This is a genomic window from Paenibacillus terrae HPL-003 (assembly GCF_000235585.1).
In the GTDB taxonomy this organism is placed as follows: Bacteria; Bacillota; Bacilli; order Paenibacillales; family Paenibacillaceae; genus Paenibacillus; species Paenibacillus terrae_B.
The window spans coordinates 3,996,916-4,011,681 of record NC_016641.1; the positions used below are offsets into that span (position 1 = coordinate 3,996,916).

A 14,766-nucleotide genomic window follows, 5' to 3' on the forward strand; every position below is an offset into this window, starting at 1 on the left:
TCTTGTTAATTCTGATTACTTATGATGTAAGTACAGTAGACAGAGAAGGCAGAAAAAGACTGGCAAAGGTTGCGAAAAAGTGTGTGGATCACGGGCAAAGGGTGCAAAATTCCGTGTTTGAGTGTATTTTGGATTCGACCCAGTTTCGCCGTTTGAAGTATGAATTAGAAGAATTGATAGACAAAAAAGAAGACAGCCTGCGTTTCTACAATTTAGGAGATAACTATAAAAAGAAAGTAGAGCATATGGGAGCCAAAGAAGCTTACGATATGGAAAGCCCACTGATTTTGTAAGGTGCGAATGTGAAGCTCACATAAAAACCCCGGATCCTTCGCACCTCGAAATTTGTCGAAAAGGATTAGTATCCACTTTCTATAGTAGAAGTCAAGGATGGATTCAAGCTTTTTTAGCATCGTTTTTTGCGAAAATGTATGGAATTGATATCATTAGGGTATCAATTTCTGCATTTTCGCTGTCGCACTCTGTATGGAGTGCGTGGATTGAAATCACTCAAAAAGGCCGTTTCGATTTACTTTGATCAGTCGCACTCTGTATGGAGTGCGTGGATTGAAATCAAAATTACAATCCCTGCCTTAGATCAAGGCACAAAGTCGCACTCTGTATGGAGTGCGTGGATTGAAATGCCAATGGTAGCCTTCAACTCGTTTTCAAGCCGCGTCGCACTCTGTATGGAGTGCGTGGATTGAAATTCCAAAATTAGGAGAGTATTTGAACTTAGTTAAGTCGCACTCTGTATGGAGTGCGTGGATTGAAATACATGTGGCATCCAAATCGTCTGCCAACTTTCGGTCGCACTCTGTATGGAGTGCGTGGATTGAAATAGCCGAAGAGAACAGAGCGGTGAACGTTATTTGCCGTCGCACTCTGTATGGAGTGCGTGGATTGAAATAGTCAAACTTGAGCTTAAATAAAAATAAGCCCCGGAGTCGCACTCTGTATGGAGTGCGTGGATTGAAATAGTCCAGACAATCTTCGAAAACAATATCAAGCTATTTTAACGTCGCACTCTGTATGGAGTGCGTGGATTGAAATAAATGGTGGTGGATATCCGTGGGCGTACCAAGTGGTCGCACTCTGTATGGAGTGCGTGGATTGAAATTTTAATTACATATTAACCCAAGTACTATCGTTCGGTCGCACTCTGTATGGAGTGCGTGGATTGAAATTGCAGTTCATAGCCCCAGGTAAAACGGATATGTTGTCGCACTCTGTATGGAGTGCGTGGATTGAAATGCTTCGGAATCGGTCAAACGCCAGTGTGGGCCAAGCGTCGCACTCTGTATGGAGTGCGTGGATTGAAATCGCCCATGCCGCTTTTACCTGTGTTATTGATGAGTCGCACTCTGTATGGAGTGCGTGGATTGAAATCGGTTCAAAGACCGGAGTACAGGACGTTATGGAGTCGCACTCTGTATGGAGTGCGTGGATTGAAATTTCAAGGATTTTTTGAACTTGGCGGCGAACCTCGGTCGCACTCTGTATGGAGTGCGTGGATTGAAATGGAAGTGAATTTAGAAGATGTGTCCGGGGTTTCGTCGCACTCTGTATGGAGTGCGTGGATTGAAATAAGTGGAAAAAGGAAAACTCCACTCGAAGCATGCTGAGTCGCACTCTGTATGGAGTGCGTGGATTGAAATCTAGGTCTGATAGACTAAAGGAAAAAAGAATAGGTCGCACTCTGTGTGGAGTGCGACCTTTCCATCACACACTGCGTCCATTTTAAACAAACTAGAAACCCACGAAAATCCTCTATCTACTCAAAATATATTTTACAAATACCTTTATGATTCTTAAAAATATAAAGGTATTTACTGATCAATGTAGAATATATACCGCTGTACTCCAATTCAAGAGAGGGGCAGATGAGGATGATAAGGCGGGTTGCAGCAAATGGAATCAAGAAAGGTTTTCTAATAACGTTAGTATTATTATTAATGATTGCAGGTTCTGCATTGGGAATGAGTGACGCTTCCGCTGCACTATCTGAGCAGAAGGGTAAGCAGGATGCGCCCGCTTTTTCCGAGGTATCCGTTCATGATCCTTCCATCGTCAAAGACGGCGATACTTATTATGTGTTTGGTTCACATATATCGGCGGCGAAGAGCAAGGACCTTAAAAGCTGGACTTCTTTTGCAAACGGTTACACGACTCCGGGAAACACGCTTTTTGGGGATTTGTCGAAGAATCTCGCAGGTTCCTTTGCTTGGGCAGGGGAGAATGATTCGGACAGCAAGGGAGGATTCTCGGTCTGGGCACCGGATGTATTTTGGAATGAGCATTATGTCAATGACGATGGGACAAAAGGGGCCTATATGATTTATTATAGTGCGTCTTCTACCTACATTCGTTCTGCGATCGGTGTTGCTGTTGCACCCCAAATCGAAGGTCCTTATCAATATGTAGATACGATTGTATATACCGGTTTTACGAAGGAAACCGCCTACGACAAGGATAGCAAAGTGGATAAAAAATGGACCAACACGCCGATCCAGCAGTTGGTTGATCAAGGCAAACTGCAAGGTCCAAGAGCGGGATGGTTCAACGCAGACGGCTCTTACGCAAATAGGATGTTTCCGAATGCGATTGATCCGGCTATCTTTTATGATACAGAAGGGCGTTTATGGATGACATATGGGTCATGGTCTGGGGGGATTTTTTTATTAGAGCTGGATAAAGCAACAGGAAAGCCTATTTATCCAGGTCAAGACGGAGCGACGGAAGATGGTCGGCTGATTGATCGTTATTTTGGCACCAAAATTGCGGGTGGATATGGGGAATCAGGAGAGGGACCTTACATTGAATACAACAAGGAGACGGGTTACTATTATTTATTTGTAACCTATGGCGGACTTGCCTCGGACGGTGGATATAACATGAGGTTATTCCGTTCCAAAAATCCGTCAGGACCTTATAAGGATGCCAAGGGGCAGAACGCCGTTTTACCTGCTAACACCAAGAATGCCGCTTTTGGCAACAAGCTGATAGGTAACTTTTTGTTTAACAGTAAAATGGGTGATCCAGGCGAAGGAATTGGTTATGGCTACGTATCCCCTGGACACAACTCCGCTTATACCGACCCTGATAACGGGCAAATGTTTGTTGTCTTTCATACTCGCTTTCCTCAGCAGGGAGAGAAGCATGAATTGCGCATACACCAGATGCTCATGAACCAGGAAGGCTGGCCAGTAGTAGCTCCTTACCGTTATGGTGGTGAGACGCTTACAGAGCTGGATGAGGATCAAGTCGTTGGAGATTATCAGTATGTTAATCATGGCAGTGATACGTCAGCGGTGATTAAGCAAGCGCAGTTTATTCAGCTAAAAGCAGATCATACCGTCGCAGGTGAGCTACAAGGAACGTGGCGTAAGGTAGGAGACACGAGTGTCAAGCTGACGCTGGGAGGAACTGTGTATGACGGAGTTTTCATTAGACAATGGGATGATTATACCAAGCAATATGTTATGACCTTTACGGTTGCATCCAAAACGGGGGAAATGGCCTGGGGGAGTCAGTTCGCTCCTACGATGGATGCAACAGTGGTTGAAAGTGTATATGGTGATTTGGCCCTTGGTGATACAAGTCGGGTAGTAGCCAACTTATCCCTTCCAAAAGAAGGAAGTCGGCAAACTTCGATTACTTGGAAAAGTTCAGACTCGAGCGTCATTTCTGATACAGGCGAGGTTAAACGTCCTGAAATCGGAGAAAAGGCTGTATCAGCCACGCTGACCGCTACGATTAGCAAGGGGGAGAGCAGTAAGAGTAAAGCCTTTAACATCACAGTATCTCCTTATGAGAAGGCAATGCTGACCGCACAATATAAATTTGAAAATAACCTGGAGGATAGTGAAGCTGCTTTTGCGAATGGTGAGGTCATCGGTGACCGAATTGATCGTGAAGGAGGAACTGTGACCTACACTGAGGGTACAAGTGGTCAAGCGGTCTTGTTGGATGGGAAATCCGGGATTAAACTGCCCCAAGGTATGATATCCAGTTCTGCATATTCTGTATCCTTGTGGGTTCATCCAAGTGAGCTGACGCTGCACACCCCAACTTTTTTCGGCGCTATGGATAGTAATCACTGGATTAGCTTGCTGCCCAAAGGACCCGAGGGAGACAACACGATGCTGTGGTCCGGTAGCTCGCCTTGGTATACCGGCAGCACCGGTATGAAAATCAAAGCCAATGAGTGGACACATCTCGCCTTCACGGTAGACAATGGATTGTTATCCGTATATGTGGACGGCAAACCTCAGTTTACAGGCACAGGATTCCCAGATGTATTAACATCCAAAATAGGAACGTTCAGCTTGGGTGTTAACTGGTGGGACCCTGCCTTTAAAGGCGCTATCGATGAGCTAAGTATATTCAAAGGGGCGCTTCCTCCATCACAGGTGGCAGAGCTGGCCAAGGTGAAATGAATCTAGGCTGATAGATATGAAAGGTTGAGAAGAAGCATCTCCAGTGAGAGATTACTGTATATGCTTCTTTTTTTGTGGTAGCATAACGAGAGCATGAGCTACAAAGCATGAAATCATTTCTCTATAAGTGAGTTATCCAATTCATGCTATACGCACTTGTTGCCAAGCAAAAAGAATTACTTGAAGCGAGTTTTTTCAAGTGCGAATGTGAAGCTCACATGAATTCCCTGGGTCCTTCGCACCTCAGATTTTGTCGAAATCCTGTCGAATGTGAATGATTTGTGAATGCATCATAAAGGGTATATGCTCTTTTTGATGCCGTACGCTCAAAATTACGCTAAAATGAACTGAAACGGGTTTGTTTTGACCCATTTTCGCTGTCGCACTCTATATGAGTGCGTGGATTGAAATAGCACGGAAATGTCAGGCAGCGCGTCCGGATGGGCGTCGCACTCTATATGAGTGCGTGGATTGAAATAGTGTTTATAGTACCTATTATATGCAAATCTTCATTAGTCGCACTCTATATGAGTGCGTGGATTGAAATTCCACCTTATCGTCCATTGGACCACCAGTTTCCTCGTCGCACTCTATATGAGTGCGTGGATTGAAATTCTCCATCCCATACAATGCACTGCCAACCATTCATGTCGCACTCTATATGAGTGCGTGGATTGAAATTTATCCAACAGGAACAGCAACAGAAAGCAATCATTGAGTCGCACTCTATATGAGTGCGTGGATTGAAATAGCTCCCTAAGTGCTTTGGTGAGCCTGTATGCTTGTCGCACTCTATATGAGTGCGTGGATTGAAATGTCGAATCTAACCTGCTGACGTTTACGTTTTAGGTCGCACTCTATATGAGTGCGTGGATTGAAATAAGAGGAGCGTTTGTCCGAAGAAATGCTAAAAAATGTAGTCGCACTCTATATGAGTGTGTGGATTGAAATCCGATCCTGGCGGCTGCTCTCACGGGCGAGCGTTGTCGCACTCTATATGAGTGCGTGGATTGAAATTCTTGTTTGTCTTGTCCAGCATCAACGAGAGAGTTGAGGTCGCACTCTATATGAGTGCGTGGATTGAAATATCGACTTGTTGATATCATCTATTGCTGTGGAGAGGTCGCACTCTATATGAGTGCGTGGATTGAAATCCCGAATTGTCTCGCGGATCAAAAAAACGATTCAAAGTCGCACTCTATATGAGTGCGTGGATTGAAATGTTGCCAACATTTGTTGATCCGTTTGCCCGGTGGCCAGTCGCACTCTATATGAGTGCGTGGGTTGAAATGCACTCAACAGCACTTTCGAAACATCCATCAGCGAGGTTATCCCATAAGTCAATTTTGGATTTTTAGTCCCCTATTTTGTATATGAATTTGGCTACAAAAACGACCTCATCCTCCACTTCACCATGGATTTTGAGGTCATTTTTGGGACTGTCCCATCGGAACCTTCCTCTCTTTTAGACAAACAAGAACCAACGTATTCCTTCTATTTTACTTAAATTATATTTTAATATTTTTTTTATAATTCTTGTAATATAAATATATTTACTTTGGAATATATCGCTGTACTCCAACCCAAGAGAGGGGTAGATGAGAATGATAATACTATAAAGGGAATAAGGGCATCGTTAGTTATTATGTGTGTGTTTCACATATCTTGGTGGCAAAGAGCAGGGATTTTAAAAACGGAACCCATTTTTGCAAACAATTACATAACTTCTGAAACACGCTTCTGGAGATTTCGCCCAAATAACAAATTCCCCTGGTAATCTCTTGTTTTGAGATCTACAGAGGAGCTATTTTTTAACAGGATTTATGCAAAATCTTATTAAAGCTTGGCAGTTAATTTCGCTTGTGAATATATTTATTTTACTTAATTGGAATATAAGATTTAATTAAAGTCTATAAAACATGATTAAGAAATATTATCCTTGTAAAATACATACAAACGTAATTATAATTAACATGATCTTTAATACCTATATAAATTAGGTCTATTTCGCCTATTTTATAACATGAGTTGAATTATTTTTAGGACTAATTAATCAAAATAGCACAAATATGAATGATAGAAAGGGCAAGAGAAAATGGGTGAAACTAAAGTCAGTAAAGATAGTAAGACTGAAAATGTATTTGAGCGTATTCATCAAAACTACCGTTACCTAAATCAGATGATGGTAGAAGAGATCGACATTGCTTCTGAGCATGGAACAATTAGCGGGAACTATCGCGAGGAGATGTGGGTCAAATTTTTCCGTAGCATTATCCCTCTCAAATATTCATTGGCGCAGGGGGTCATTATCATTGACTCGAACAACCAGCGATCAAGGGAAGTGGATATTGCCGTCTACGATGAAACGTATACACCATACGTCTTCCAATATAACACGCTCAAGTTCATTCCAATTGAAGCTGTAGTGGCCGCTATTGAATGCAAGAGTACAGATTGGGACTATGACAAAATCAAAGATTGGGCAACAAGCATTAAAAAATTACAACCACGAACGACTGGCATTGCGCGAATGGTGCAGGGGTATGTAACGGGGATCACTAATACATCGCAGCAACGCACTCGACCTATTTTAATTCTTGCAAGCAATTTCCAGAGAGAACGGCAGACAGCAATAGATAACGTTGCAGAGGAACTTAAAGAGGAATTCGATTTTATTCTGCTAAAAAATGCTGAGTCGGGTAGTAAGGGAATGAACAGAGAATTTCATTTGCTGGTCAACCACGAGGATAAAACGCTGGGTTGGTGGGGGAAGGCATTGAATTTTGGACTACACGGTACTGATAATATGAGCAATTCCAGTAATATGAACGTGATTCCTCCTAACTGGAAGGATACAGAGAGATCTGAGCTTAAAAAGGAGGTAGATAGTGGGAAATACATTGAATTGAAGTTTTCTGAACTCGACATGTCACTTGAAAATACGCTGAGTGATTTGAAAATACCAGGCAATCCGCTTTTGACCTTAAATTTCCAGCTCAATCAATTGCTTATGCTCCTAAATAATCCCATGTTGTTTCCGCATTTCGCTTATGCAAGAGCTTTTCAAAAGCTTGCGACAACTGGAAACGAAAGTACCAAAGAGGACATCAATTAAGATAGATGGATTAAGAAAGGAGACTCACATGGGAAGAAAACTGGAAAGCCCTGAAACCACTATCGCCAGTCTGGAAAAAAGTATCGCTCAAATTACTAATCTGCATAAGGTTTACGATATAACAATTGTGACTCCTATGTTTGGGGGAGGCTACCTTGCAGGGCAGATTGATACCAAACAATTGGTTCGTGCAAGTACGGTGCGAGGACAGTTGCGTTTCTGGTGGCGGGCAACGCGTGGTGCATCTTCTGAAAATGTATATGAACTGCGCAAACGAGAAGTAGAGATTTTCGGAGATACAAGTCGGCCAAGTTGCGTAAAGATTTGGATCGAGCAAACGACTTCTAAGTCTACAGGTAGAATTAATTTTCCGAAATATGCGTTATATTCAGCAGGTGCCGAAGTGGAAATTGCTAAAAAGAATTCAGTCGAGCACACCATAGGGCATACATTCAAGCTCCATATCAGTTATAAGCAACCATCTGATGATATTTCAAAGTCCATTGATCTCAAAGAGATAGGACAAACAGAGATAGAGCCTGCACTGTGGGCATGGATCAACTTCGGTGGAGTCGGGGCAAGGACGCGCAGAGGCTGTGGGAGTTTATATTGTGAGGGAATTTCCCCTACTATAGATAACTGTACCCATGAAAACTTTTTGCCTTGGTTTGATAAACAAATAGAAAAGTACGATTTGAATCTGTTAGAAGCGAATCAAAGTCGTGAATGGCCAACGCTCAGCAAACACATTAAATTTCGTCCCAATACAGAGAGGATACAGGATGCTTGGGATGAGGCCATTGAAGCTTATCGCCTATTTCGCAGACGTGCGAACAAAGGGAAAGAGAAACACAAACCTGGAAGAAGCCACTGGCCCGAAGCGGATTCCATTCGAACCATTACAGGTATGGCACATCCCAAACATAATAAGAAATGTCCCAACAGTAAGCCTGAGAAGCTAATTGCTTTTCCAAGAGCACAACTTGGTTTACCGATTATTTTTGAGTTTAAGCAAAAAATGGATGAGGACAAAAACCTATCTTATGAAGAGCTCCGCAACAGAAAATGTTGGGAAAAGGAACCATACAAAACGCAACTTGTTCCCAAAGACAAGGATCGCCTTGCTTCTCCGGTAATTTTAAAGCCACTAGCCTGTAGTCTTTATAAGTCGATTGGAATAGTGGCTATCCTAAATCAACCTATGTTGGAGGGGATTGATTTAGAGGCAAACGGTAGAACTGTAAAGAAATTGGGGGAAAAAGAAATTTACCCTGACGCTTCATACGATCATAACCCTATGCAAGATGATAAAAAAGTCTATACGTCCGCTGTTGAGGCTTTTTTAAACAGTGAGGAGGTCGAAAAATTTTGCAAGAGCACAAATCGGAAGAGATAATGATGATGTTTTCCATTGGACCTGTACAAGAGTTTATCGCTCAGGCACGCAGAACACGGGATTTATGGTTTGGCTCACATCTGCTCTCTGAGTTAAGCATAGCAGGAGCAAGGAAATTTACGGAACTTGGAGGTCGATTGGTTTTTCCTGTGATGGTGCCGGTCGCAAACTCCGAACAGGTAGAAAAGATGAGTGCACCGAACAAGATTTTGGGGTTAATTAACACAGACCAACCCAGCAGCATTGCCTGGCAAGTCAGAAGAGCCATCACAGGAAAATGGAAGGAATATGCCAGAGCGGCTGAAGAGAAGATTGGACGTATTATTAATATACGCACGTGGGATCGTCAAGTCAGCGATTTACTTGAGTTTCAAGCAGCTTGGACAGTGATGCAAGGACTAAATTACGATAAAGCATTAGGCAGAACAGAACAATTATTAGCTGCCCGTAAGACGCTGCGGGATTTTAAGCAGAATAACCCAGGTGCGATGTATGGTGAAAAGAAATCTTCTCTTGACGGCGGGCGTGAATCCGTTTGGATCAACCACGATAAGAACATAGAGCGGCTTTCACGGTTGGGAATCAAAGAAAACGAGACCTTAGACGCCATTTCCGTCATTAAACGGTTGTCTTTAATACTTTACCCTCAACAAGATCGATTTCATTCGGTTTGCGAAACAGCCTTCCTGCCTTTCCAGGATCAAATTCGCAATGTGACATACATTAGTTCGGCGGTAACCGATTATCTGCATACAGTGAATGAATTGTTGAGAGAAAGGAATATAAAGACGGATAAGCAGACAGATTCCAAAGCTTATGACGCGCGTCTTTTTTATGAACGCCGAATCGAGGATTATCTTGAAGAATGCGTTATGGTTCCCGAGGTACATAAAGAGAGTCTCAAATATTCTATCGCGACCAAGTTGGAAGAGATGTATGGTCAGCTGGAGAAGAAGTCACGGGATCATCAGCTTGGTTTTTCCCGTCCAACTCCTTATTATGCTTTTCTACTTGCTGACGGTGATCGCATGGGTGAACATCTTCGCAACATTAAGGATGAGCAAAGCCATATTGAATTTTCAACTGCGCTCTCCAGATTTGCTCTGGAGGCTGCAAAAATTATGAAAGAGCATCAGGGACAACTCGTTTATGGTGGCGGAGATGATGTCATGGCTTATTTGCCAGTTCATACATGTCTGGATGCAGCCAATGAATTGCGGAAGGCTTTTATAGATAAAATGGGTTCTGTAATCTCAAACCCGACTCTTTCTGTAGGAATAGTGATCGCTCATATGCTTGAACCTCTTGAAGAAGTGCGTTATATGGCACATGAAGCAGAACGCCAGGCCAAGAGAACGCGTAATGCACTGGCGGTCCACTTTCACAAGCGGGGCGGGGGCGATCTGATGAAAGTAGCCATGCCATTTAATCTTCATCCGGTGGAGCAAATGAAGGCATTGCGCGAACATAAAGTGTTTTTTTCTGCCCAGTTTGCCTATGAACTCCGCAGTATGTACCAAAGCTACGAGGAGATGGCTACAGGCTCATCGTGGCTCAGTAATCCGAAGCTGCTTGCGGAGTTACTCTGGATGGAGATTGAGCGTCTGGCGTTCAAGAAGAAGCCAGAAAGGATAGACAAGGAGACCATTCAAGAGCAGTGGATTCCTAAGCTGAAGGAACTATATGATACCGAAAAAGAGCCATTGGAACGATTGCGGACATTGGCAGAGCAACTCATTTTGACGATTCATCTGGAAAAGGTGGGGATGACTTATGAAGAAACGGCTGCAAGTAAAACCTCTTGACCCTATGATGTTGCGGGACGGAAGACCGTTCAACGCTACGCCGGGAATTCGGGCGCATACATTAAGTGATATTACACCAAGTGTGCTTGCGGGTACGATTCGTACGATGCTGGCTAAAAGGGAACAAGCAGGAAATCGGTCCCTCAGCCTTAACCATTTTGCTAAATTGCAAGTTCGAGGTCCGATATATAAACACCGGGGAAGCTTGTACTTTGCCATGCCACAGGACGTTGAAATATATGAAGAACATGGGAAAGCAAGTATCCAAGTGATCCGACCCGTTAATTTGACTGATGGTCAGCATGCCAAGCAGGGATTTTTTGGCGTAGGTCAAGAAGGGCGTCTGGCAGATGTGCTCTGGCCCCCACTTGGAGCAGGAGCACACAAAGGAATGAAGGGAGCACCGGCGTACATCTCGAAGGAGCGGATGGTGCATTGGCTGACAGGCTCCGAGTCAGAAGAAACGTGGTCCAAGCTTCTCGAACAATGGCGTCAGGACCAGGAAGACAGTCCGTTGCACGCAGCTAATGAAACATCGCCTTTTCTGCCCGCATTTATCCGTGAAGAACGCACACATACTGCGATCGACCCCAAGACGCATACCGCCAAGGCACAGCAATTATTTTCGACAGAGTCACTGGTTTTTCCACCGGAGCTTACTTTGGAAGCCGAGATTGATTCCGGAGAGGATGCATCCGGTTGGACGGGCACAATATCTGAAATGCATCCGATGGGAGGTAAGCGCAGACTGGCTCATTTCAGTGAGGTGGAAGATGACTTGTCATGGAATTGTCCTGTGGCCATTCAAGAAAGCATGCAGGGAGCGTCATATATTCGCATGGTATTAGCGACTCCTGCTTATTTCCGAAAAGGCTGGTTGCCAGGCTGGCTGGACGAAAATCTCCAAACCAAAAATCCATGGAAGTGCGGAGTAGAGCTTCAATTGCGCTGGGCTTGTGTCCCTCGTTGGCAGCCTGTATCAGGATGGAGTTACTCGAAGGATGATTTGTACAATGAAAAGGCCGTTCGGCGCATGGTTCCTGCAGGAAGCGTATATTTCTTTGAAGTAACCAAAGGGAATCCGGCTGATTTGGCAAAGGAAATGTGGTTACAATCCGTGTCGGACAAGAATCGCCGAAAAGAAGCTTTTGACAAAGAAGATGGCTATGGACTGGCTTTATGGGGAAAATGGAACGTTACAAACACAATCCAATGAACAAAAAAATAAATAAACCTATAATAAAGGAGCAGGGGAAATGGAAAACGCAAGCAAGTGGTACTGGATTCACTGTTTGTCTTCACTACATATCGGTTCGGGAGAAGGACTCGGAGCAATTGATCTGCCTATTATGCGTGAGAAGGTGACTGAATGGCCTATGATTCCCGGTAGCAGCATGAAAGGGGTAAAGAGAGATTACTATCGAGTTAAAGAGGGAGAAAGCAATTGGTTCAAGCAAGCATTCGGTAAATCAGATAACAATGGGGCCGAAGCTGGAGCACTTGTTATTTCGGATGGACGGATTCTTGCTTTTCCAGTAGCCAGCCGGTATGGAACCTTCGCTTATGTTACTTCCCCTATGGTACTGAAACGCCTGGCACGAGATGCGGAAGCGATGGGGATGTCTTTGGAAATTCCAGATTTAGATCAATTTGAGAAAGATGCGAATAACGGTGAAACCGCTTGGATAACTACTGATTCTGTAGTAGACAGCCAACAGCAAGTTTTCCTGGACGAGTTCTATGGTAAGGCGAAAAAAATGCAGGAATTTACCACCTGGGCAAATTGGCTGGGGGAGCAGATGTTCGATAAGGATGATCCTTATTCAAAGGAGATGTTCATCGAGCGGTTGGTGCTAGTATCGGATGACACATTCAGATACTTCACTACGATGTGTTGTGAGATTACGCCACGCATTCGGATACAGGATGATACCAAAACAACGCAGGCAGGTGCGCTGTGGTATGAAGAGTATGTACCTGCTGAGGCCATTTTTTACGGAATGATCTGGTGTGATCGGGTAGATGGATCGTCAGATGTATCCAAACGGATAGCCAATCTTCAACATTTGAATACAGACACATGCTTACAACTTGGAGGCAATGCCAGTGTTGGCAAAGGACGCGTGCGTTGCCGCCTTACGGGAGGCAGAGATCAATGAAATCATCCCAGCATGAGTATGCACAGGCCGCATTTGAAGGAATAAAGTCACTCGATGCGGACTCTGCCGTTGCCAAGCAATATGGGCAACTCTGTCACCGTTTTCCTTCGCTCGTTCTGACCAATGGATTACGTCTGGCCGTTGCCTTTTTTCAAGCGAAGGGCGCAGAAAGACCACATGCTTTATATTTGGAGCATATGCGGAAAGCGCTCGCCCTCGATAGATCGTGGAATGATGAACTCAGAAAAGAAAACGCAGACTATCTTCATTTGTCGCAGCGGGTACTGAGTGCCTCCGTCTGGTTCAAGCGGTATGCGGAAGCCATTCTGAAGATCGAACAAGGAACCGATACGCCGGAACAGGGGGTTAACTAATGAATGCCCATCTGGCTATGACGAAGAGTAACGAAGATATGCAGGATATGTCCTTAAAACTGATTGCTAGCAAAGAGGATGGCAGAGGGGATGCCAAACGAGTTTTTTACCAGAAACTGATCAAGGCTTATGAAACGGACTGGAACACGGCAAAAAAAAGCTGGTATAAGCATTACTATGAACGATACTGCAAGCATGAGAATTTTGGAGCCACTACATTGTTGCCTATCGTGGTTAGATCACAAACATCGCTCGTTATTGGGCACGGAGGAGGCTCCGTGCTAGAGACTGGTCTGGCTCTGCACCGCATATATGGTGTGCCTTACCTTCCAGGAACCGCCCTGAAGGGTGTCGCTTCACATTATGCACATCGACAATTGGGTGATCAGCACCCAGCATTGAAGCGTGAAGGAGCCGATTACGACATTTTATTTGGCACACAATCATCAGCAGGATGTATTCAATTTCACGACGCCCTTCCCACGCCAGAAACAGTGTGCACAGCGCTCAAACAGGATGTGCTTACACCGCATCACCAGGATTATAACGGCATTATTGTAGAGTCTTATCGTAAGGACATTGAATACGAGGCTCCACGTGACGATGATTCTCCTGTTCCTATTCCATTCCTTTCAGCGTCGGCTCATTTCCATATCGTATTAACCTGTGAGGGAGAGCAGGAACAAGCTATGAAATGGCTAAGCTTGGCCAAAGCAATCCTGCTCGGAGCGCTAAGAGATGAAGGCATTGGCGGGAAGACCAACGCAGGATATGGAAGGTTGTTAGAGGTTTAATTGGACAGTGAAGTGAAGGTGCGAATGTAAAGCTCCCATGAATTCCCCGGGTCCTTCGCACCTCGAAATTTGTCGAAAAGTATTGGAATCGCTATCTCTCCATAAAAGTCAATAGTTGATCCAAGCTTATTGGGCATCAGTTTTTGCATCAATGTGCGGAATTGATATCATTAGGGTATCAATTACCTCATTTTCGCTGTCGCACTCTATGTGAGTGCGTGGATTGAAATATCCGGAAAATAGGAAATTGCAAAAGGGATTGAATGTCGCACTCTATGTGAGTGCGTGGATTGAAATCTGTTGTTGCACATTGCAACCAGCTAGTAAAGCCGGTCGCACTCTATGTGAGTGCGTGGATTGAAATATTTGAGAGAACGACAAGAGTTTAGCTATCAGACGTCGCACTCTATGTGAGTGCGTGGATTGAAATCCTACGCTCCCACCACCTGCCCATTCTGGCAAGTCAAAGTCGCACTCTATGTGAGTGCGTGGATTGAAATGGGAGCTGGTACGGCCTCTATCCCTTTTAGGGTTGGTCGCACTCTATGTGAGTGCGTGGATTGAAATATCCAGGTCGGAAGGGAGTTGCAGAACCATTGGTCGCACTCTATGTGAGTGCGTGGATTGAAATCGTGATATGTGGCGGCAAGGGTACAGTGTGGAAGAGAGTCGCACTCTATGTGA

Annotated in this window: 9 protein-coding genes and 3 CRISPR repeat arrays (1 of these 12 only partly in view); all 9 genes read left to right on the top strand. The window is 44.3% G+C overall.

The window, feature by feature from the left end; genetic code table 11:
* Positions 1-2: 2 nt before the first annotated feature.
* The 9 genes from cas2 to cmr6 all read left to right on the top strand — a co-directional run bounded on the left by cas2 (position 3) and on the right by cmr6 (position 14,082).
* Positions 3-293 (top strand): CRISPR-associated endonuclease Cas2, encoded by a 291-nt coding sequence (gene cas2 / locus HPL003_RS18275; protein WP_014281197.1) that lies wholly within the window; start codon positions 3-5, stop codon positions 291-293.
* Positions 294-474: 181 nt separating this feature from the next.
* A CRISPR array of direct repeats spans positions 475-1,658; the repeat unit is 33 nt; unit sequence GTCGCACTCTGTATGGAGTGCGTGGATTGAAAT.
* 231 nt (positions 1,659-1,889) lie between these two features.
* Complete coding sequence (locus HPL003_RS18280) at positions 1,890-4,439, top strand: LamG-like jellyroll fold domain-containing protein (protein ID WP_014281199.1); 2,550 nt, start codon at positions 1,890-1,892, stop codon at positions 4,437-4,439.
* 379 nt (positions 4,440-4,818) lie between these two features.
* Positions 4,819-5,730: direct repeats of the CRISPR family, unit length 32 nt; unit sequence GTCGCACTCTATATGAGTGCGTGGATTGAAAT.
* Between the two features lie 804 nt (positions 5,731-6,534).
* Entirely contained in the window at positions 6,535-7,554 is a 1,020-nt protein-coding gene (locus HPL003_RS18285) for a DUF6602 domain-containing protein (protein ID WP_014281200.1), read from the top strand.
* Between the two features lie 28 nt (positions 7,555-7,582).
* Entirely contained in the window at positions 7,583-8,950 is a 1,368-nt protein-coding gene (gene cmr1, locus HPL003_RS18290; RefSeq protein WP_014281201.1) for a type III-B CRISPR module RAMP protein Cmr1, read from the top strand.
* Complete coding sequence (gene cas10, locus HPL003_RS18295) at positions 8,923-10,755, top strand: type III-B CRISPR-associated protein Cas10/Cmr2 (RefSeq protein ID WP_014281202.1); 1,833 nt, start codon at positions 8,923-8,925, stop codon at positions 10,753-10,755. The genes cmr1 and cas10 overlap by 28 nt, the downstream gene beginning before the upstream one ends.
* The gene (cmr3, locus tag HPL003_RS18300; RefSeq protein ID WP_014281203.1) at positions 10,724-11,971 is read left to right on the top strand and encodes a type III-B CRISPR module-associated protein Cmr3; all 1,248 of its coding nucleotides are present in this window, start codon (positions 10,724-10,726) and stop codon (positions 11,969-11,971) included. Before cas10 ends, cmr3 begins: the two co-directional genes overlap by 32 nt.
* Positions 11,972-12,011: 40 nt before the next feature.
* Positions 12,012-12,914 (top strand): type III-B CRISPR module RAMP protein Cmr4, encoded by a 903-nt coding sequence (cmr4, locus tag HPL003_RS18305; RefSeq protein WP_014281204.1) that lies wholly within the window; start codon positions 12,012-12,014, stop codon positions 12,912-12,914.
* The gene (gene cmr5, locus HPL003_RS18310) at positions 12,911-13,288 is read left to right on the top strand and encodes a type III-B CRISPR module-associated protein Cmr5 (RefSeq protein WP_014281205.1); all 378 of its coding nucleotides are present in this window, start codon (positions 12,911-12,913) and stop codon (positions 13,286-13,288) included. The genes cmr4 and cmr5 overlap by 4 nt, the downstream gene beginning before the upstream one ends.
* Positions 13,288-14,082: a type III-B CRISPR module RAMP protein Cmr6 gene (gene cmr6 / locus HPL003_RS18315; protein WP_014281206.1), complete on the top strand. Its 795-nt coding sequence runs from the start codon at positions 13,288-13,290 to the stop codon at positions 14,080-14,082. The genes cmr5 and cmr6 overlap by 1 nt, the downstream gene beginning before the upstream one ends.
* Positions 14,083-14,280: 198 nt before the next feature.
* Positions 14,281-14,766: direct repeats of the CRISPR family, unit length 32 nt (it continues 283 nt past the right edge of the window).

Bases quoted from the DNA above. Each gene is read 5' to 3' on its own strand.
- HPL003_RS18280 (WP_014281199.1), top strand. From the start codon at position 1,890: ATGATAAGGCGGGTTGCAGCAAATGGAATCAAGAAAGGTTTTCTAATA.
- HPL003_RS18285 (WP_014281200.1), top strand. From the start codon at position 6,535: ATGGGTGAAACTAAAGTCAGTAAAGATAGTAAGACTGAAAATGTATTT.
- cmr1 (WP_014281201.1), top strand. From the start codon at position 7,583: ATGGGAAGAAAACTGGAAAGCCCTGAAACCACTATCGCCAGTCTGGAA.
- cmr3 (WP_014281203.1), top strand. From the start codon at position 10,724: ATGAAGAAACGGCTGCAAGTAAAACCTCTTGACCCTATGATGTTGCGG.
- cmr4 (WP_014281204.1), top strand. From the start codon at position 12,012: ATGGAAAACGCAAGCAAGTGGTACTGGATTCACTGTTTGTCTTCACTA.
- cmr5 (WP_014281205.1), top strand. From the start codon at position 12,911: ATGAAATCATCCCAGCATGAGTATGCACAGGCCGCATTTGAAGGAATA.
- cmr6 (WP_014281206.1), top strand. From the start codon at position 13,288: ATGAATGCCCATCTGGCTATGACGAAGAGTAACGAAGATATGCAGGAT.